19 protein-coding genes and 1 tRNA gene are annotated in these 19,019 nt (G+C 63.3%); all 20 read right to left on the minus strand.

The window, feature by feature from the left end; all coding sequences use genetic code 11:
- Positions 1 to 54: 54 nt before the first annotated feature.
- The 20 genes from CLV01_RS24345 to CLV01_RS24440 all read right to left on the minus strand — a co-directional run bounded on the left by CLV01_RS24345 (position 55) and on the right by CLV01_RS24440 (position 18,944).
- Entirely contained in the window at positions 55 to 1,251 is a 1,197-nt protein-coding gene (locus CLV01_RS24345) for an ABC transporter substrate-binding protein (RefSeq protein ID WP_012206961.1), read from the minus strand.
- A 99-nt stretch (positions 1,252 to 1,350) separates the two neighbouring features.
- Positions 1,351 to 2,061 carry an ABC transporter ATP-binding protein gene (locus tag CLV01_RS24350; protein ID WP_012206962.1) on the minus strand — a complete coding sequence of 237 codons (711 nt, stop codon included), beginning with the start codon at positions 2,059 to 2,061 and terminating at the stop codon, positions 1,351 to 1,353.
- A gap of 1 nt (position 2,062) precedes the next feature.
- Positions 2,063 to 2,833 (minus strand): ABC transporter ATP-binding protein, encoded by a 771-nt coding sequence (locus CLV01_RS24355; protein WP_012206963.1) that lies wholly within the window; start codon positions 2,831 to 2,833, stop codon positions 2,063 to 2,065.
- A 613-nt stretch (positions 2,834 to 3,446) separates the two neighbouring features.
- Positions 3,447 to 3,956, minus strand: coding sequence for a DUF1178 family protein (locus CLV01_RS24360; RefSeq protein ID WP_043819224.1), 510 nt, complete (start codon positions 3,954 to 3,956; stop codon positions 3,447 to 3,449).
- 38 nt (positions 3,957 to 3,994) lie between these two features.
- A complete protein-coding gene (locus CLV01_RS24365) occupies positions 3,995 to 4,300 on the minus strand; it encodes a DUF2818 family protein (RefSeq protein WP_012206965.1) in 306 nt (101 codons plus the stop codon).
- Positions 4,301 to 4,355: 55 nt separating this feature from the next.
- A complete protein-coding gene (gene nuoN, locus CLV01_RS24370; RefSeq protein ID WP_012206966.1) occupies positions 4,356 to 5,849 on the minus strand; it encodes an NADH-quinone oxidoreductase subunit NuoN in 1,494 nt (497 codons plus the stop codon).
- 24 nt (positions 5,850 to 5,873) lie between these two features.
- On the minus strand, positions 5,874 to 7,349 hold the full coding sequence (locus tag CLV01_RS24375; RefSeq protein ID WP_099733005.1) for an NADH-quinone oxidoreductase subunit M: 1,476 nt from the start codon (positions 7,347 to 7,349) through the stop codon (positions 5,874 to 5,876).
- Between the two features lie 16 nt (positions 7,350 to 7,365).
- Positions 7,366 to 9,405, minus strand: coding sequence for an NADH-quinone oxidoreductase subunit L (gene nuoL / locus CLV01_RS24380; protein ID WP_012206968.1), 2,040 nt, complete (start codon positions 9,403 to 9,405; stop codon positions 7,366 to 7,368).
- Positions 9,406 to 9,434: 29 nt separating this feature from the next.
- The gene (gene nuoK / locus CLV01_RS24385) at positions 9,435 to 9,743 is read right to left on the minus strand and encodes an NADH-quinone oxidoreductase subunit NuoK (RefSeq protein WP_012206969.1); all 309 of its coding nucleotides are present in this window, start codon (positions 9,741 to 9,743) and stop codon (positions 9,435 to 9,437) included.
- Complete coding sequence (locus CLV01_RS24390; protein WP_012206970.1) at positions 9,740 to 10,408, minus strand: NADH-quinone oxidoreductase subunit J; 669 nt, start codon at positions 10,406 to 10,408, stop codon at positions 9,740 to 9,742. The genes nuoK and CLV01_RS24390 overlap by 4 nt, the downstream gene beginning before the upstream one ends.
- Before the next feature lie 34 nt (positions 10,409 to 10,442).
- Positions 10,443 to 10,952 (minus strand): NADH-quinone oxidoreductase subunit NuoI, encoded by a 510-nt coding sequence (gene nuoI, locus CLV01_RS24395; protein WP_012206971.1) that lies wholly within the window; start codon positions 10,950 to 10,952, stop codon positions 10,443 to 10,445.
- 11 nt (positions 10,953 to 10,963) lie between these two features.
- Positions 10,964 to 12,040 carry an NADH-quinone oxidoreductase subunit NuoH gene (gene nuoH / locus CLV01_RS24400; protein ID WP_013801064.1) on the minus strand — a complete coding sequence of 359 codons (1,077 nt, stop codon included), beginning with the start codon at positions 12,038 to 12,040 and terminating at the stop codon, positions 10,964 to 10,966.
- Positions 12,037 to 14,160 (minus strand): NADH-quinone oxidoreductase subunit NuoG, encoded by a 2,124-nt coding sequence (gene nuoG / locus CLV01_RS24405; protein ID WP_099733004.1) that lies wholly within the window; start codon positions 14,158 to 14,160, stop codon positions 12,037 to 12,039. Before nuoG ends, nuoH begins: the two co-directional genes overlap by 4 nt.
- A 15-nt stretch (positions 14,161 to 14,175) precedes the next feature.
- Positions 14,176 to 15,534: an NADH-quinone oxidoreductase subunit NuoF gene (nuoF, locus tag CLV01_RS24410; RefSeq protein WP_034396578.1), complete on the minus strand. Its 1,359-nt coding sequence runs from the start codon at positions 15,532 to 15,534 to the stop codon at positions 14,176 to 14,178.
- Positions 15,531 to 16,022, minus strand: a complete 492-nt coding sequence (gene nuoE / locus CLV01_RS24415; protein ID WP_012206975.1) for an NADH-quinone oxidoreductase subunit NuoE — start codon at positions 16,020 to 16,022, stop codon at positions 15,531 to 15,533. The genes nuoF and nuoE overlap by 4 nt, the downstream gene beginning before the upstream one ends.
- The gene (locus CLV01_RS24420) at positions 16,019 to 17,272 is read right to left on the minus strand and encodes an NADH-quinone oxidoreductase subunit D (protein WP_013801061.1); all 1,254 of its coding nucleotides are present in this window, start codon (positions 17,270 to 17,272) and stop codon (positions 16,019 to 16,021) included. The genes nuoE and CLV01_RS24420 overlap by 4 nt, the downstream gene beginning before the upstream one ends.
- Before the next feature lie 32 nt (positions 17,273 to 17,304).
- The gene (locus tag CLV01_RS24425; RefSeq protein ID WP_043783660.1) at positions 17,305 to 17,913 is read right to left on the minus strand and encodes an NADH-quinone oxidoreductase subunit C; all 609 of its coding nucleotides are present in this window, start codon (positions 17,911 to 17,913) and stop codon (positions 17,305 to 17,307) included.
- 10 nt (positions 17,914 to 17,923) lie between these two features.
- Complete coding sequence (locus CLV01_RS24430; RefSeq protein ID WP_012206978.1) at positions 17,924 to 18,403, minus strand: NuoB/complex I 20 kDa subunit family protein; 480 nt, start codon at positions 18,401 to 18,403, stop codon at positions 17,924 to 17,926.
- A gap of 23 nt (positions 18,404 to 18,426) precedes the next feature.
- Positions 18,427 to 18,786: an NADH-quinone oxidoreductase subunit A gene (locus CLV01_RS24435; RefSeq protein WP_012206979.1), complete on the minus strand. Its 360-nt coding sequence runs from the start codon at positions 18,784 to 18,786 to the stop codon at positions 18,427 to 18,429.
- Between the two features lie 73 nt (positions 18,787 to 18,859).
- A tRNA-Leu gene (locus CLV01_RS24440) sits at positions 18,860 to 18,944 on the minus strand.
- Between the last annotated feature and the right edge of the window lie 75 nt (positions 18,945 to 19,019).

The raw sequence follows: 19,019 nt of genomic DNA on the forward strand, positions 1-19,019 counted from the left end.
ATGCAGCTGTCGTGGTTGGCCGGGTGGCGGTTGGGGGTCAGTGGCGGCGCAGCGTTACTTCCACAGCGCGCACTTGGTCTCGGCCTTGGTGGTCCAGACCTGGTCGGCGGGCAGTGTGGCCACGACCTTCAGGTAGTCCCAGGGCTTCTTGGACTCGGCGGGCTTCTTGACCTCGACCAGGTACATGTCGTGGGCGAAGGTGCCATCGGGACGGATCGAGCCCTTGCCGTAGAAGTCGTCGATGGGCGTGCTCTTGAGGTAGGCCATGACCTTGTCGGCATCCGTGGACTTCACGGCCTGCACGGCCTTGAGGTAGCTGGTCACGGCCGAGTAGTCGGCGGCCTGGATGGAGGTGGGCATGCGCTTGGTCTTGGCGAAGAAGCGCTCGCCGAACTTGCGCGTGGCATCGTTCTGGTCCCAGTACCAGCTGGTGGTGAACTGCATGCCTTCGGTGTTCTTCAGGCCCAGGCTGTGGATGTCGGTCAGGAACACCAGCAGGCCCACGGTCTTCATGCTCTTGTTGATGCCGAATTCCTTGGCCGCCTTGATGGCGTTGATGGTGTCGCCACCGGCATTGGCCAGGCCCAGGATCTGGGCCTTGGAGGCCTGCGCCTGCAGCAGGAAGGACGAGAAGTCCGAGGCATTGAGCGGGTGCTTGACGCCGCCCACCACCTTGCCGCCCTTGGCCTTGATCACGGCCGTGGTGTCGTTCTCCAGCGCGTGGCCGAAGGCGTAGTCGGCCGTCAGGAAGAACCAGTCCTTGCCGCCGCGCTCGACCACGGCCGTACCCGTGCCCTTGGCCAGGGCCACGGTGTCATAGGCGTAGTGCACGGTGTAGGCGTTGCACTGCTCGTTGGTCAGTGCCGAGGAACCCGCACCGCTGTTGAAGTGCACGCGCTTTTTCTCATTGGCCACCTGCGACACCGCCAGGGCCGTGCCGGAGTTGGTGCCGCTGAACACCAGCGAGATACCTTGCGTGTCCACCCACTCGCGCACCTTGGAGGCGGCGATGTCGGCCTTGTTCTGGTGGTCGGCGCTCAGCAGCTCGATGGGCTGGCCCAGCACCTTGCCGCCGAAGTCATCGATGGCCATCTGCATGGCGGTGACGGCGTTCTTGCCTTCCACGTCCGCATACAGGCTGGACATGTCGGTCACGAAGCCGATCTTCACCTTCTCCTGTGCCATGGCAAGCGGGCTGGCCAGGCCGGCCGCAGCCAGCATGCACGACAGTGCGGTCAGTTTTGCTTTCATTGGTGTCTCCTTCGCGTTGATGTCTTGGGTTTTTGTCACAGGGCCATGGCAGGAATGCAGCCGGCGAGCCCCAGGCGCCGGCCACGATGGATATCCGGGTCAGACTCCGAGCAACTCGTTGAGCACGGGCATCTTGGCCTGCAGCTCGGACGCGCCGAAACGCTCGACCACATGACCGTGCTCGACCACGTAGAAGCGGTCGGCCAGCGGCGCCGCGAAGTGGAAGTTCTGCTCCACCATGACCACGGTGTAGCCCTTGGTGCGCAGCATGGTGATCATGCGGGCCAGCGCCTGCACGATGACGGGTGCCAGGCCTTCCGAGATTTCGTCGAGCAGCAGCAGCCGCGCGCCCGTGCGCAGGATGCGCGCCACCGCCAGCATCTGCTGCTCGCCACCCGACAGGCGCGTGCCCTGGCTGTGGCGGCGCTCGGCCAGGTTGGGGAACATGGCGTAGATCTCATCCACGCTCATGCCCGGCTGGCCGGTCTTGAGCGGCGGCGGCAGCATCAGGTTCTCTTCGCACGAGAGGCTGGAGAAGATGCCGCGCTCTTCAGGGCAGTAGCCCACGCCCAGGTGGGCAATGCGGTGCGTGGGCAGGTGGATGGCCTCCACGCCGTTGATCCGGATGGAGCCCTTGCGCGCGCCCGTCAGACCCATGATGGCGCGCAGCGTGGACGTGCGGCCCGCGCCGTTGCGCCCCAGCAGCGTGACCACCTCGCCGGGCTGGACCACCAGGTCCATGCCGTGCAGCACATGGGATTCGCCGTACCAGGCCTGCAGGCCCTTGATTTCCAATGCCGGTGCAGTCATCTCAATGCGCTCCCTGCAACTGGCCGTCGGTGGTGCCCATATACGCTTCCATCACTTGCGGGTTGCGCGAAACTTCCTCGTACGGCCCCTCGGCCAGCACGGCGCCGCGCTGCAGCACCGTGATGCGGTCGGCAATGGTGGAGATCACCTTCATGTTGTGCTCCACCATGAGAATCGTGCGGCCGGCCGAGACCTTCTTGATCAGTTGGGTCACGCGGTCCACGTCTTCGTGGCCCATGCCCTGCGTGGGTTCGTCCAGCAGCATCAGCTCGGGCTCCATGGCCAGCGTGGTGGCAATCTCCAGCGCACGCTTGCGGCCATAGGGCAGGTTGACCGTGACCTCGTCGGCCAGATCCTGCAGGCCCACTTCGGCCAGCAACTGCATGGCGCGGTCATCGAGCTGCGACAGGCTCTTCTCGCTGCGCCAGAAATGGAACTCCGTGCCCAGCTTGCGCTGCAGGCCGATGCGCACGTTCTCCAGCAGCGTGCAATGCGGGAACACGGCCGAGATCTGGAAGGACCGGATCACGCCACGGCGCGCAATCTGCGCCGGTGCTTCCCGCGTGATGTCCTCGCCATTGAAACGGATGGTGCCGGAGGTGGGCTCCAGGAACTTGGTCAGCAGATTGAAGCAGGTGGTCTTGCCTGCGCCATTGGGGCCGATCAAGGCATGGATGGAGCCACGGCGCACCGAAAGGTCCACCTTGCTCACCGCCGTAAATCCCTTGAACTCTTTGGTCAGGTTCCGGGTTTCGAGAATAACGTCGCTCATGTGCGCTTCGCCTGCTCCGTTGATGCTGCCAGCCCCCAACGCGTCGCCAGAGGCTCTGGCGGGCGTTGTGCAGGGTCGGACGCATCGTAGGCTTGCCGACGTTGTGCACCGCAGCGGGAAAACGCCTACGTAGGTGCTCCTAAGCACAGGCCCTGCCCCGCACTGCAGCATGGCGCATCAAGCCTGGTCTTCGCAAGCGATAGAAGCAACCACTCACACTTGAAATAATCAAGCACACACGGGGCTGTAAGGTGCCGCGGTGACGGGCAGGGCCTAGGGTTCTCCAGCATCTCGGCCCGGCGCGGCCCACACGGAAGGCCAGAGCGCTTCCAAAGCGATAGCAAACTACCCTTTTTGCGACTTACAGGGCAGCGGCCAATGTCCGCTGCCTTACGGGAAACACCCAGGTCGGCAATCTCCCTGTGGCCTGCTCAGTCACTATGCGAAAAGCCGCGGATATGCTTGAGTTTGTCGTCTCTTCAATTGAAGGACGACAAAGTCAGCTGGAGCGCTACTCAATCAATAGCAACAAGCAAAGGCCTGGCCTGGAAATTGCCGATCCATTGCAATGGGAGCAATTGTCGTCGCCAAGACAGCACGTGCCAGTCGCCACTTACTGCAGCGTTTCCTTGCTGCCTTCGGGCAAGGCCAATGGAAGGACGGCAATGCCTTCATCCAGCAATTGCATGGCCTGCTCGGGACTGGCCTTGCCGCGGATGGCGCGCTCGTCCGTCTCGCCATAGTGCATGCGGCGGGCTTCATCGACAAAGCGCTCGCCCACGTCCTCGGTCTGCTGCGCCACCTGGCGCGACCATTTCAGCCAGGCGGCCTGCATGGCCTGCAGCTGCTCGCGCGCCTGGGGCGGCATGGACGGGGAGGGAACGGCTGCCGCACTGGCAGCCGAGGCGGCTGCAGCAGGCTCAGCCGCTGCAGCCGGGGGCATGGCTGCGGGCTTGGCGCCAAGATTGATGCGGGGGGCGCTCAGTCGCTTGGTGATGTCGCTGTGGCCGCAGACGGGGCACAGCACCAGCTGGCGCTGCAGCTGGCCCTGGAAATCATCTTCCGAGGCGAACCAGCCCTCGAACAGATGGCCGTGCGGGCAATGCAGGTCGAGCACTTTCATCACGCACCCCCACCCATGAGACAACCGGCACCGCAGCCTCAGCCGCGGCGGTGAATCAGGAAACGATAGACGAAACCGGGGAAGGCCAGCGTCAGGAACAACGCTCCCGTGACGGCATAGAACTCCCAGCCCTGGGGCGCGATCTGCCCCACGCGGCGCTCCAGCAGCAGCGCCACGCCGCCGACGATGAAGTACAGCAGCACCATCTCCAGCAGGCACATGGCCAGCGGCTTGCGCTGGGCGCGCAGCGGCCCCAGCTGCAGCCAGCGGGCGTTGAAGAAAGGCAAATTGGCTGCCACAAGGGCAGCCAATATCACGAGCCAGATCGAAGCGGTTTGCGACAAGCCGATGTCCTCACCGCGAAGCCCTGCGTGCAGGGCCCCGCATCGGGAAAGTGGATCAGGAAGCCAGGGCGCGCACGACGGCGTCGGCGCACAGGGCCATCAGGCCACCCGGCAGAAGGCCCAGCCCCAGCACCAGGGCGCCGTTGAGGGTCAGCACCACGCGCACGTCCAGCGAAGCGGAAACGCTGGTGGCGGTGATGGGTTCGTCAAAGTACATGACCTTGACGACGCGCAGGTAGTAGAAGGCGCCGATCAGCGACATGACCACGGCAAACACGGCCAGCGCGATGTACAGGCTGTGGCCCGATGCCACGAGCGCCTGCAGCACCGACAGCTTGGCGTAGAAGCCCACCAAGGGGGGGATACCGGCCATGGAGAACAGGCAGATCGCCATCACGCCGGCATACAGCGGGCTGCGCTGGTTGAGGCCGGCAAAGTCGGCGACCTCTTCGCTCTCGAAGCCTTCGCGGGCCAGCAGCTGGATCACGCCGAAGGCGGCCAGCGTGGTCAGCACATAGGTCACCACGTAGAACATGGCCGAGCTGTAGGCGTTCTCGATGGTGGCCGGATCGACCTTGCCATCCACCACACCCGACATCAGGCCCAGCAGCACGAAGCCCATCTGCGAGATGGTCGAGTAGGCCAGCATGCGCTTGAGGTTGGTCTGCTGCAGGCCGGCCAGGTTGCCGACCAGCAGCGAGGCGATGGCAAGCACCGCCAGCATCTGCTGCCAGTCGATGGCCAGCGGCAGCAGGCCGTCCACCAGCAGGCGGATGACGATGGCGAAGGCGGCCAGCTTGGGCGCGCCACCGATCATGGTGGTGATGGCCGTGGGAGCGCCCTGGTAGACGTCGGGAACCCACATGTGGAAGGGAACCACGCCCAGCTTGAAGGCCAGGCCGGAGACCACGAAGACCAGGCCGAACACCAGCACCTGGTGCTTGATCTCGCCCGAGTTGATGGCCTTGAAGACCTGGCCGATGTCCAGCGAGCCGGTCGCACCGTAGAGCATGGACATGCCGTACAGCAGGAAGCCGCTGGCCATGGCGCCGAGCACGAAGTACTTCATCGCGGCCTCGACCGACGCCGTGTGGTCGCGGCGCAGGGCCACCAGGGCGTAGCTGGACAGCGTCAGCAGCTCCAGGCCCAGGTAGATGACCAGAAAATTGTTGCCCGAGATCATGATGAACATGCCCAGCAGCGCGAGCATGGCCAGCGTGAACAGCTCGCCGCCGCGCAGCATGTCGCGGTCGGCGGCGTAGGGGCGGCCATAGACCAGGGTGACCATCATGGCCACGGTGGCGAAGCACTTGAGCCAGTTGCCCATGGCGTCGGAGACCACCATGTTGCCCCAGCCATAGAAAGTGTTGCCACTGGAGGCGTACATGCCTTGCAGCACGGCCACCACGCCCAGGGTCAGCAGCGTCAGAACATAGGTGCCCGTGCGGCGCGGGCTTTTGACGCCCAGGTCCACCAGGGCGATCACGCAGGCCATGACCAGGAGAAGGATCTCCGGATAGATGGCCAGCCAGCTGATGTTGTCAATCATCTCGATTCTCTCGTTTCAGTCTGGTCACTGCAGCTTGCTCATGGCCACATGCTTGAGCAGCTCGGCCACGGACACATCCATCACGTCAGTGAAGGGCTTGGGATACAGACCCATGTACAGCACGGCGATGGCCAGCAGACCCAGCACCAGGAACTCGCGGTTGCCGATGTCGGTCAGGCCGCGCACATTGTCGTTGGTGACCGGACCCAGGTAGACACGCTTGTACATCCACAGGGTGTAGGCGGCGCCGAAGATCAGCGCCGTGGCAGCGCCCAGGCCGATCCAGAAGTTGTACTGGACGGCACCCAGGATCACCATCCACTCGCCCACGAAGCCGGCCGTTGCGGGCAGGCCGCAGTTGGCCATGGCGAACAGCAGTGCGAAGGCCGCGAACTTGGGCATGGTGTTGACCACGCCGCCGTAGGAGGCGATTTCACGCGAGTGCACGCGGTCGTAGAGCACGCCGATGCACAGGAACATGGCGCCCGACACGAAGCCGTGGGCAATCATCTGCACGATGCCGCCGGCAACGCCCAGCGGGTTGAAGATGAAGAAGCCCAGGGTCACGAAGCCCATGTGGGCCACTGACGAGTAGGCCACCAGCTTCTTCATGTCCTTTTGCACCAGGGCGACCACGCCCACGTAGATCACGGCGACCAGCGACAGCGCGATGACCAGCCAGGCCCACTTGTGCGATGCATCAGGGGCGATGGGCATGGAAAAGCGCAGGAAACCGTAGGCACCGAGCTTCAGCATGATGGCGGCAAGCACGGCGGAGCCGCCGGTGGGCGCTTCCACGTGCACGTCGGGCAGCCAGGTGTGCACCGGCCACATCGGCACCTTCACGGCGAAGGCCGCGAAGAAGGCGAAGAAGATCAGCGTCTGGGCCGTCAAGGACAGCGGCAGCTTGTGCCAGTCGAGGATCTCGAAGCTGCCACCGGACTGGGTGTACAGATAGATGATCGCGATCAGGGTCAGCAGCGAACCCATCAGCGTGTACAGGAAGAACTTGAAGGCCGCGTAGATGCGGTTGGGTCCGCCCCAGATACCGATGATCAGGTACATCGGGATCAGCGTGGCTTCGAAGAACACGTAGAACAGCAGACCGTCCAGTGCGCTGAACACGCCGACCATCAGGCCGGACAGGATCAGGAACGCGCCCATGTACTGGTTCACGCGCTCGGTGATGTTTTCCCACGACGCGATCACGACGATCACGGTGATGAAGGCCGTCAGCGGCACGAACCAGAACGAGATGCCGTCCACGCCCAGGTGGTAGTAGATGTTGAAGCGCTCGATCCACAGCGCCTTCTCCACGAACTGCATCGCAGCCGTGCTGTTGTCGAACTGCTGGATCAGCGGCAGCGTGACCGCCAGGCCGGCCAGTGCGCCGACCAGGGCCAGCCAGCGCACTGCCTTGACCTGGTCCTCGCGGCCCAGGGCCAGCAGGAGGGCGCCGAATGCGATCGGCACCCAGATTGAAAGACTCAACCAATGCATTTTTGTTCTTCCTCTACTACTTGTTGAGCCACACGAAATACGTCATGAGAGCGAACACGCCCAGCAGCATGACCAACGCGTAGTGATAGAGATAGCCCGACTGCAGCTTGCGCACCCACTGGCCGATGCGGCCGATGAGCTTCCACGAACCGTTGACGATGGCGCCATCGATGATGGCCTGGTCGCCGACCTTCCAGAAGAAGCTGCCGAAGGCGCGAGCACCACGGGCGAAGATGTTTTCGTAGACCCAGTCCACGCCGTACTTGCCTTCCAGTGCCTGGTAGACACCGATCTTCTGCATGGCCGACTTGATGGCCGCAGGAACTTCGGGCTTGACCATGTAGAACAGGTAGGAGACGACGACGCCTGCCAGTGCCAGCCAGAACGGCGCGGCCGTGAAGCCGTGCAGTGCCATGGGCACCCAGCCGTGGATCTTCTCGGCCAGTTCGGCCATGGCGCCGTGCTTTGCGCCATCGACGTGGATCACGCCCTTGAAGAAGTCTCCGAACAGCATGGGCATCAGCGCGATGGCACCGATCACCACCGAGGGGATGGCCAGCAGCATCAGCGGACCGGTCACGACCAGGGGCGACTCGTGCGGCTTGGCATCGTGGCCATGGCCGTGGTGGTCATCGTGACCGTGGTGGTCATCGTGGTGCGCGTCCGGGTTCTGGTCGTAGCGCTCCTTGCCGTGGAAGACGATGAAGTACAGGCGGAAGGAGTAGAAGGCCGTGATGAACACGCCGGCCAGCACCGCGAAGTTCGCGAAGCCTGCGCCCGGCAGGTTCGTTGCGTGCACGGCTTCGATGATGGCGTCCTTCGAGTAGAAGCCCGAGAAGAACGGCGTACCGATCAGAGCCAGGTTGCCCAGCAGGAAGGTGATCCAGGTGATGGGCATGTACTTGCGCACGCCGCCCATCCAACGGATGTCCTGGTTGTGGTGCATGCCCATGATCACCGAGCCGGCGCCAAGGAACAGCAGGGCCTTGAAGAAGGCGTGGGTCATCAGGTGGAACACGGCCACCGAGTAGGCGGAGGCGCCCAGGGCCACGGTCATGTAGCCCAGCTGCGACAGCGTGGAGTACGCGATCACCCGCTTGATGTCGTTCTGGATGATGCCCAGCACGCCCATGAACAGCGCCGTGATGGAGCCGATCACCAGGATGAAGCTCAGTGCCGTGTCCGACAGCTCGTACAGCGGCGACATGCGCGAGACCATGAAGATGCCGGCCGTCACCATGGTGGCGGCGTGGATCAGTGCCGAGATGGGTGTCGGGCCTTCCATCGAATCGGGCAGCCAGGCATGCAGCGGGAACTGGGCCGACTTGCCCATGGCGCCGATGAACAGGCAGATGGCCGTCACCGTCACCAGCAGCCAGCCGGTGCCCGGCAGCAGGGTGTTCTGGATTTCGGGCAGCTTGGCGAAGATTTCGCCGTAGTTCATGGTGCCGGTGTAGGCAGCGATCAGGCCGATGCCCAGGATGAAGCCGAAGTCACCCACACGGTTGACCAGGAAGGCCTTCATGTTGGCGAAGATGGCCGTGGGCTTGTTGTAGTAGAAGCCGATCAGCAGGTAGGACACCAGGCCCACGGCTTCCCAGCCGAAGAACAGCTGCAGCAGGTTGTTGCTCATGACGAGCATCAACATGGAGAACGTGAACAGCGAGATGTAGGAGAAGAAACGGTTGTAGCCGTCATCTTCCTGCATGTAGCCGATGGTGTAGATGTGCACCATCAGCGACACGAAGGTCACCACGCACATCATCATGGCCGTGATGCTGTCGATCAGGAAACCGACCTCCATCTTCAGGCCGCCGATTTCCATCCAGGTATAGATGGACTGGTCGAAACGCGCGCCGTCGAAGATCACGCTGTTGAACGTGATGGCCGACAGGATGAAGGCGATCAGCACGCCCGCGATGGTGAGGGTATGGCTGCCGCCGCGACCGATCTTGTTGCCGCCGAAGGCCGTGCCCCAGATGCCCGCGAGCACGGAGCCCGCCAGCGGTGCCAGCGGCACCGCCAGGAGCATGGATGCAGAGAGTGTTTGACTCATTCTTAAGAACCTTGCAAGTTACGGCGGACTCAACCCTTGAGGGAGTTGAGATCTTCCGCATTGATGCTGGTCTTGTTGCGGAACAGAAGCACCAGGATCGCCAGACCGATGGCCGACTCGGCGGCTGCCACTGTCAGGATGAAGAACACGAACACCTGGCCGTGCATGTCACCCAGATAGCTGGAGAACGCCACGAAGTTGGTGTTGACGGCCAGGAGCATCAGCTCGATGGCCATCAGCAGCACGATCAGGTTCTTGCGGTTCAGAAAAATGCCAACGACGGAGAGCGCGAACAGCATGGCGCCCAGCGTCAAATAATGGCCCAAAGTCAACGTCATGCTTTTGTCTCCACGGCGGGGGTTGCCTCGGCGGCCGGTGCCTGCGGCGCCTGGGTGACCGGCACCTTGACCAGCTCGAGGCGATCCTTTGCGCGCACGCGGATCTGCTGGGCCGGGTTCACTGCCTTGCTGTCCTTGCGCTTGCGCAGGGTCAGGGCGATGGCGGCAATCATGGCCACCAGCAGGATCACGGCAGCGATCTCGACGGGGTACAGGTATTCGGTGTACAGCAGCTTGCCCAGGGCCTGGGTGTTGGAGTACTGCACGGTCTGGCCGGCAGCGTTGACCGTGGCCGCAATGGCCTTGGGCTCCTCGACGCCGCTGAAGCCGCCCATCAGCACCATGCCCATTTCAAAGGCAATCAGTGCGCCGATCAGGGCAGCGAAGGGGAAATGCTTCCAGAACCCCTGGCGCACGGCGTCGATGCGGATGTCCAGCATCATCACCACGAACAGGAACAGCACCATCACGGCGCCCAGGTAGACCAGCACCAGGGTCACGCCCAGGAACTCGGCCTTGAGCAGAAGCCAGATGCCGGCAGCCTGCGAGAAGGCCAGGATCAGGTTGAGCACGGCATGCACGGGGTTGCGTGCCGTGACGACCCGGAAGGCTGCAAACAGCAGCACGACCGAGAACAGATAGAAGAAACCAGTTTTGGCGTCCATGGATCGAATCTTTTCAAGTGATCAAGGAGCCGCTTCAGCGGTACTTGGCGTCCGCAGCCTTGGCGGCGGCAATCTCGGGTTCGTAGCGATCGCCAACGGCCAGCAGCATGTCCTTGGTGAAGTACAGGTCGCCGCGCTTTTCTCCGTGGTATTCGAAGATATGCGTCTCGACGATCGAGTCCACCGGGCAGCTTTCCTCGCAGAAGCCGCAGAAGATGCACTTGGTCAGGTCGATGTCGTAGCGCGTGGTGCGGCGCGAGCCGTCGTCACGCACATCGGACTCGATGGTGATGGCCATGGCCGGGCACACCGCCTCGCACAGCTTGCAGGCAATGCAGCGCTCTTCGCCGTTGTCATAACGGCGCAGGGCGTGCAGTCCGCGAAAACGCGGCGACAGGGGTGTCTTTTCCTCGGGGAACTGCACCGTGACCTTGCGGCGGAAGGTGTAGCGGCCAGTCAGGGCCATGCCCTTGGCCAGTTCCCAGAGCATGAAGCTCTTGAGGAAATCTTTGATCGAAAATGGGGTAGCAGCAACCGCAGACATTCTTGCTCCGCTCAGTTCCAGATGTTCCAAGGCGAGTGCATCCAGCCACCCACGACGACCAGCCACACCAGGGTGACGGGAATGAAGATCTTCCAGCCCAGACGCATGATCTGGTCATAGCGAAAACGCGGGAAGGTGGCACGGATCCAGATGAACATGGACACGACCAGGAAAGTCTTCGCCGCCAGCCAGATCCATCCGGGGATGAACGACAGGAAGTCGAACGGAGGCAGCCAGCCGCCCAGGAACATCACCACGGCCAGGATGGACACCAGCCACATGCTGGCGTATTCGGCCAGGAAGAAGATGGCAAAGCCCATGCCCGAGTACTCGACCATGTGGCCGGCCACGATTTCGGCTTCGCCTTCGACCACGTCGAAGGGGTGGCGGTTGGTCTCGGCCACGGCCGAGATCAGGTAGACCACGAAGATCGGCAGCAGCGGCAGCCAGTTCCACGACAGGACGCTGACACCCATGCTGGCGAATTGGCCCTGGCCTTGGCTCAGCACGATCTGCGTCAGATTCATGCTGCCCGTGACCATGATCACCACCAGGAAGCAGAAGCCCAGCGCGATTTCATAGCTGACCATCTGTGCCGAGGCACGCAGCGCGCCCAGGAAGGCGTACTTGGAGTTGGAGGCCCAGCCCGCAATGATCACGCCATAGACTTCGATGGACGTGATGGCCATGATCAGCAGCAAGCCGGCATTGACGTTGGCCAGGGCCACGTCGGGACCGAAGGGGATCGCCACCCATGCCGCCAGGGCGGGCATGATGGCCATCACCGGGCCCACGTAGAACAGGCCCTTGGCAGCAGCCGTGGGCTGGATCAGTTCCTTGGTCAGCAGCTTCAGGCCGTCGGCCAGGGGCTGCAGCAGACCGAAGGGACCCACGCGGTTGGGACCCATGCGAACCTGCATGAAGCCCAGCAGCTTGCGTTCCCACAGCGTCAGGTAGGCCACGGCGCCCATCAGCGGGGCGACGATGGCAACGATGCCCAGCAGGATCCAGAGCACGGGCCAGGCCACGTCGGTCCACCAGGGTGCGGCGATCAGGCCGGCACCGGCCGTCTTGAGTGCGTCAATCATGCGGCGCCTCCCTCACGAGCCTGACGTGCATCTGCCGTCAGTTGCAGCGATGTCGCGCGGCGCACGATGCTGTCGAGCTGATAAATGCTGGCCACCACGGGCGCGGCATGGCCGGCACCGTTGGCGATGGAATTCACGGCAGGAGCACCGTTGCCCAGCAGGTTGGCCGGCACGCTGGTGGCAGCGGCCGTGGCGGCTGCGAGCACGTCCTGCGACGTCTCGTAGTCCACGCCCTGCACGCCCAGCAGGTTGGCCAGCACGCGCAGCACCTTCCATCCCGGACGGGCTTCGGCCAGCGGCTTGACCACGGCGTGGAAGCTCTGCAGGCGGCCTTCGGCATTGACGAAGCTGCCCGAGGTTTCCGTGAACGGGGCGATGGGCAGCAGCACGTCGCTGAATTCCATGTTGGCCTTGAAGGGGCTCAGGGTCACGACCATCTCGGCCTTGCCCAGTGCCTCTGCGGCGCGGGCACCGGCAGCGGAGTCGAACACGGGTTCGTTGTTCAGCAGCAGCACGGCCTTGAGGCCGCCGGCCAGCATCTGGCCTGCGTTCAGGCCCGAGGCGGCAGGCTGTGCGCCCACCCACTGTGCGCCCACCGTGTTGGCGGCTTCGGTCAGGTAGCCGACCGAAGCGCCGGTCTGTTCGGCAATCCAGTTGGCCAGCGACAGCAGGGTCGATGCCTGTGCGTGGTGCGCAGCGGCATTGCCCAGCAAGATGGCCTTGCGCTCGCCGCGCAGCAGCGCGGCGGCGATGGCCTGGGCCTCGGCATGCACGTCGGCGGCGGCCACGGGAGCGGCAACGCCCTTTTCCTGCGCCACGGCGGCGGCCACATCGGCCAGCGCCTGGGCCCAGTCCGGGGCAGCCACGATGGACGCCGTCACCGGCATGGCCCAGTCGTAGACACGCTCATTGATGGCGAGCACGGCGCAGCCCTGCTTGGCAGCCTGGCGGATGCGCTGCGCGAACAGCGGATGGTCCTTGCGCAGGTTGGAGCCCAGCACCAGGACGCCTTGCAGCTTGGACAGCGACGCGATGGGCGTGCCCAGCCACTGCACGCCCTGGGCGGCGGTGAACTCGGCATTGCGCAGGCGGTAGTCGATGTTCTCGCTGCCCAGGCCACGCACCAGCTTGCCTGCCAGGTACAGCTCTTCCAGCGTGCTGTGCGGGCTGACCAGCGAACCGATGGCGGAGGCGCCATGGTCGTTCTTGATCTGGCGCAGGCCGTTGGCCACGTATTCGAGGGCGGTCTGCCAATCGACTTCCTTCCACTCGCCGCCTTGCTTGAGCATGGGGCGGGTCAGGCGTTCGTCGCTGTTCAGGGCTTCGTAGGAGAAGCGATCGCGGTCGGCGATCCAGCACTCGTTGACCTCTTCGTTTTCGAAGGGCACGACGCGCAGAACCTTGTGGTTCTTGACCTGGACGATGAGGTTGGCACCCGTTGAATCATGGGGCGAGACCGACTTGCGGCGCGACAGCTCCCAGGTGCGGGCGCTGTAGCGGAAGGGCTTGCTCGTCAGCGCGCCCACGGGGCAGATGTCGATCATGTTGCCCGACAGCTCGGAGTCCACCGTATCGCCCACCACCGTGGTGATCTCGGAGTGCTCGCCGCGGTTGATCATGCCCAGCTCCATCACGCCGGACACTTCCTGTCCGAAGCGCACGCAGCGGGTGCAGTGGATGCAGCGGCTCATCTCCTGCATGGAGATCAGCGGGCCCACGTCCTTGTGGAAGACCACGCGCTTTTCTTCCTCGTAGCGCGAGACGGAGCTGCCGTAGCCCACGGCCAGATCCTGCAGCTGGCATTCGCCGCCCTGGTCGCAGATCGGGCAGTCCAGCGGGTGATTGATGAGCAGGAACTCCATCACCGATTGCTGTGCCTTGATCGCCTTCTCGCTCTTGGTGCGCACGATCATGCCCTGCGTCACGGGCGTGGCGCAGGCGGGCATGGGCTTGGGGGCTTTTTCCACATCCACCAGGCACATGCGGCAGTTGGCGGCGATGGAAAGTTTCTTGTGATAGCAGAAATGCGGGATGTAGGTGCCTGCCTTCTCGGCTGCATGCATGACCATGCAGCCTTCGGCGACCTCCACCTTTTTTCCGTCCAGTTCAATTTCAACCATATGCTTTTCTCGCGATCAGGCGGCGTGGACCGTCTGCTTGGAAGCGTTCTGGATCTTCGCTTCAAACTCGTGGCGGAAGTGCTTGATCATGGCGCGCACCGGCATCGCTGCCGCATCGCCCAGCGCACAGATCGTGCGCCCCATGATGTTCACGGACACCGAGTCCAACAGCTCGATGTCTTCAGGACGGCCTTCGCCGTGCTCGATTCGGTTGACCACGCGCCACAGCCAGCCCGTGCCTTCGCGGCAAGGGGTGCACTGGCCGCAGGACTCGTGCTGATAGAAGTAGGACAGGCGCAGCAGGCTCTCGACCATGTCGCGCGAGTCGTCCATCACGATCACGGCGCCCGAGCCCAGCATGGAGCCGGCCTTGGCGATGGAATCGTAGTCCATCGTGCATTCCATGATGATGTCAGCCGGCAGCACGGGCGAGGACGATCCACCGGGGATCACCGCCTTGAGCTTGCGGCCCGTGCGCACGCCACCTGCCAGCTCCAGCAGCTTGCTGAAGGGCGTGCCCAGCGGCACTTCGTAGTTGCCGGGCAGGTTGACGTCACCGCTGACCGAGAAGATCTTGGTGCCGCCGTTGTTGGGCTTGCCGCACTCCAGGTACGCAGCGCCGCCGTTGCGGATGATCCAGGGAACGGCCGCAAAGGTTTCGGTGTTGTTGATCGTGGTCGGCTTGCCGTACAGGCCGAAGCTGGCCGGGAACGGCGGCTTGAAGCGCGGCTGGCCCTTCTTGCCTTCCAGCGACTCCAGCAGCGCCGTCTCTTCGCCGCAGATGTAGGCGCCGAAGCCATGGTGCGCGTGCAGCTGGAAGCTGAAGCTGCTGCCCATGATGTTGTCACCCAGGTAGCCGGCGGCGCGGGCTTCCTCCAGCGCGGCCTCGAAGCGCTCATAGGCTTCGAAGATTTCGCCGTGGATGTAGTTGTAGCCTAGGGAGATGCCCATCGCGTAGGCGGCGATGATCATGCCCTCGATCACGATGTGCGGGTTGTGCACCAGGATGTCGCGGTCCTTGCAGGTGCCAGGCTCGCCTTCGTCCGAGTTGCAGACCAGGTGCTTCTGGCCCGGGAACTGGCGGGGCATGAAGCTCCACTTCAGGCCCGTGGGAAAACCTGCGCCGCCGCGGCCGCGCAGGCCCGACTCCTTGACGGTGGCGATCACCTGGTCCTGGGTCAGGCCTTCGCTGCCATCCTTGCCCAGGATCTTGCGCAGCGCCTGATAGCCGCCGCGTGCCTCGTAGTCCTTGATGGACCAGTTGGCGCCGGTCAGATCGGCGTAGATCTGCGGATTGATGTGGCGGTCGTGAAAGCAGGTCTCGCTGCCCGAAGAGGCAAACTTGGCCAGGACCGATTGTGCGGCGGCGTTCATGCCTTGCCCTCCGCGGCGCGCAGGCCGTCGATCAATTCGTCGAGCTTTTCGTTGCTCATGAAGCTGCACATGCAGCGGTCGTTCACCAGCATCACCGGCGAATCCGCGCAGGCGCCCAGGCACTCGGACTGCTGCAGCGTGAACATGCCGTCAGGCGTGGTCTCGCCCATCTTGATGCCCAGGCGGGACTCCAGGTGGTGCAGCGCCTTGTAGCCGTCGCGCAGCTGGCAAGGCAGGTTGGTGCAGACGTTCAGCTTGTACGTGCCCGTGGGGCGCTGGTTGTACATGTTGTAGAACGTGGTGACTTCATGCACCGCGATCTCGGCCATGCCCAGGAACTCGGCAATCACGGCCTCGCTCTCGGCGCTGACCCAGCCCTGCTCCTGCTGCACGATGGACAGGCAGGCCATCACGGCAGACTGCTTCTGGTCGGCCGGGTACTTGGCCACCTCGCGCGCAAAGCGCTCCTTGGTCGCTTCGGTAATCATCGGTCAACGTCTCCAAACACGATGTCCAGGGTACTCAGCACCATCACGGCGTCGGCCAGCATGTGGCCTCGGCACATTTCGTCCATGGCGGACAGATTGGCGAATCCCGGCGGACGGATCTTCAGGCGGTAGGGCTTGTTGGCCCCATCGCTCACGATGTAGATGCCGAACTCCCCCTTGGGGTGTTCGATGGCCGCGTAAGCCTCGCCTTCGGGTACGCGGAAACCTTCGGTGAAGAGCTTGAAGTGGTGGATCAGCTCTTCCATGTTGGACTTCATGCCTTCGCGCGGCGGCGGGGCAATCTTGTGGTTGTCCACGATCACCGGGCCCGGGTTGGCACGCAGCCAGTCCACGCACTGCTTGATGATGCGGTTGGACTGGCGCATTTCGGCCACGCGCACCAGGTAGCGGTCGTAGCAGTCGCCGGTCTTGCCCACGGGCACGTCGAAGTCCATGCGGTCATAGACCTCGTAGGGCTGCGACTTGCGCATGTCCCAGGCCACGCCGGAGGCACGCAGCATGGGGCCGGTCAGGCCCAGGTTCATGGCACGCTCGGCCGTCACCACGCCGATGTCCACGTTGCGCTGCTTCCAGATGCGGTTGTCGGTCAGCAGGGTCTCGTACTCGTCCGCGCACTTGGGGAAGCGCTGCGTGAAGTCGTCGATGAAGTCCAGCAACGAGCCGTGGCGGTTGCGGTTCATGATCTCGACCGAGCGCGCATTGCGCACCTTGCTGGCCTTGTACTGCGGCATGGTGTCGGGCAGGTCGCGGTAGACGCCGCCCGGACGGAAGTAGGCCGCGTGCATGCGCGCGCCCGAAACCGCCTCGTACATGTCCATGAGGTCTTCGCGCTCACGGAAGGTGTAGATCAGCGTCGTGGAGCTGCCCGCATCGTTGCCGCTGGAGCCCAGCCACATCAGGTGATTCATGATGCGGGTGATCTCCGAATACATCACGCGGATGTACTGGGCGCGGATGGGCACCTCGATGCCCAGCAGCTTCTCGATGGCCAGGCAGTAGGCGTGCTCGTTGCACATCATGGACACGTAGTCCAGCCGGTCCATATAGGGCAGCGACTGGATATAGGTCTTGCTCTCTGCCAGTTTTTCTGTCGCACGGTGCAGCAGACCGATGTGCGGGTCTGCGCGCTGCACCACTTCACCGTCGAGCTCCAGCACCAGGCGCAGCACGCCGTGCGCTGCCGGGTGCTGCGGACCAAAGTTCAGGGAATAGTTCTTGATTTCAGCCATGGTCGTCCATCAAAAAGGCGCCTGGAGCGCCTTCAGTGCAGGCCCCCGTAGTTATCTTCGCGGATGATCCGCGGCGTGATCTCGCGGGGCTCGATGGTGACCGGCTGGTACACCACGCGCTGTTGCTCGGGGTCATAGCGCATTTCCACATGGCCCGACAGCGGGAAGTCCTTGCGGAAGGGATGGCCGATGAAGCCGTAGTCGGTCAGGATGCGGCGCAGGTCGTCATGGCCGTCGAAGACGATGCCGAACAGGTCGAACGCCTCGCGCTCGAACCAGTTCGCACCCGCCCAGACGGAAGTGACGGAAGCCACCACCGGGAAATCGTCGTCGGTGCAAAAAACACGAACGCGCAGGCGCTGGTTCAGGCTGATCGACAGCAGGTGGGATACCACGGCAAAGCGCGGGCCTTCACGCCCGACTTCTGCATAGGTGGAGTAGTCCACGCCGCACAGGTCCACCAGGACCTCGAACCGGCAATCCGGGGCGGTGTGCAGAACCTGCATGGCCTCCAGATACTGGGCCGCGGACACTTCGACCGTCACCTCGCCCAGGGCCACGGTCACGCTGCGCGCCTTGTCGCCCAAGGCAGCAGCCACCACATCCCGAAGCACTTCGGGGTGAATCGCAATAGCAGTCATCATCTAGCCCTTAGACGCGAGCGATGGTATGGGTGCGGCGGATCTTCTGCTGCAGCTGGATGATGCCGTAGATCAGGGCTTCCGCCGTGGGGGGGCAGCCAGGCACATAGACATCGACCGGCACGATGCGGTCACAGCCGCGCACCACGGAATAGCTGTAGTGGTAGTAGCCGCCGCCGTTGGCGCACGAGCCCATGGAGATGACCCAGCGGGGCTCGGACATCTGGTCATAGACCTTGCGCATGGCGGGCGCCATCTTGTTGCACAGGGTGCCGGCCACAATCATCAGGTCCGACTGCCGCGGGCTGGCACGGAAGACTTCCGAGCCAAAGCGACCGATGTCGTAACGCGCCGCCGCAGCGTGCATCATCTCCACCGCGCAGCAGGCCAGACCAAATGTCATGGGCCACAGCGAGCCCGTCTTGGCCCAATTCACCACAGAGTCGTAACTCGTGGTGATGAAGCCTTCTTTCATCACGCCTTCGATCATCGTGTTTCCTTAGTGAACCCGCTTCAGTCCCAGTCCAACGCACCCTTCTTCCATTCGTAGACAAAGCCCACGACGAGAACGGTCAGGAAAATCAGGACAGCGGCGAAACCAGCCCCACCCACGTCCCGAAGCGCAACGGCCCAGGGCAGCAGAAAGGCGATTTCCAAATCAAACAGGATGAACAGGATGGCGACGAGGTAGTAGCGCACATCGAACTTCATGCGCGCGTCTTCGAAGGCCTCGAAGCCACATTCATAGGGGGAGTTCTTGGCGGCATCGGGTCGGTTCGGACCCAGCACATACCCCAGTACCAGGGGGACCACGCCGACACCCATGCCGACGAGAATGAACAAAAGAACGGGAAGATACTGGTCGATGTTCATCGTGTGCGGCTACCTTGAAAGGCATGCCCGCACCGATCAGCCTGATCAGCAGGGCAGGCTCTTAGTTATATCTTGGTGCCGTCGGCGAGACTCGAACTCGCACAGCTTTCGCCACTACCCCCTCAAGATAGCGTGTCTACCAATTTCACCACGACGGCAAGTCTTGATTTCGGCTGGCTCTTTATCTCCGTTGCAAAGATTCCGCCTACCGAACAATCTCTAGATTCTACTCT

This window comes from Delftia sp. 60, assembly GCF_002754395.1.
Lineage (GTDB): Bacteria > Pseudomonadota > Gammaproteobacteria > Burkholderiales > Burkholderiaceae_C > Comamonas > Comamonas acidovorans.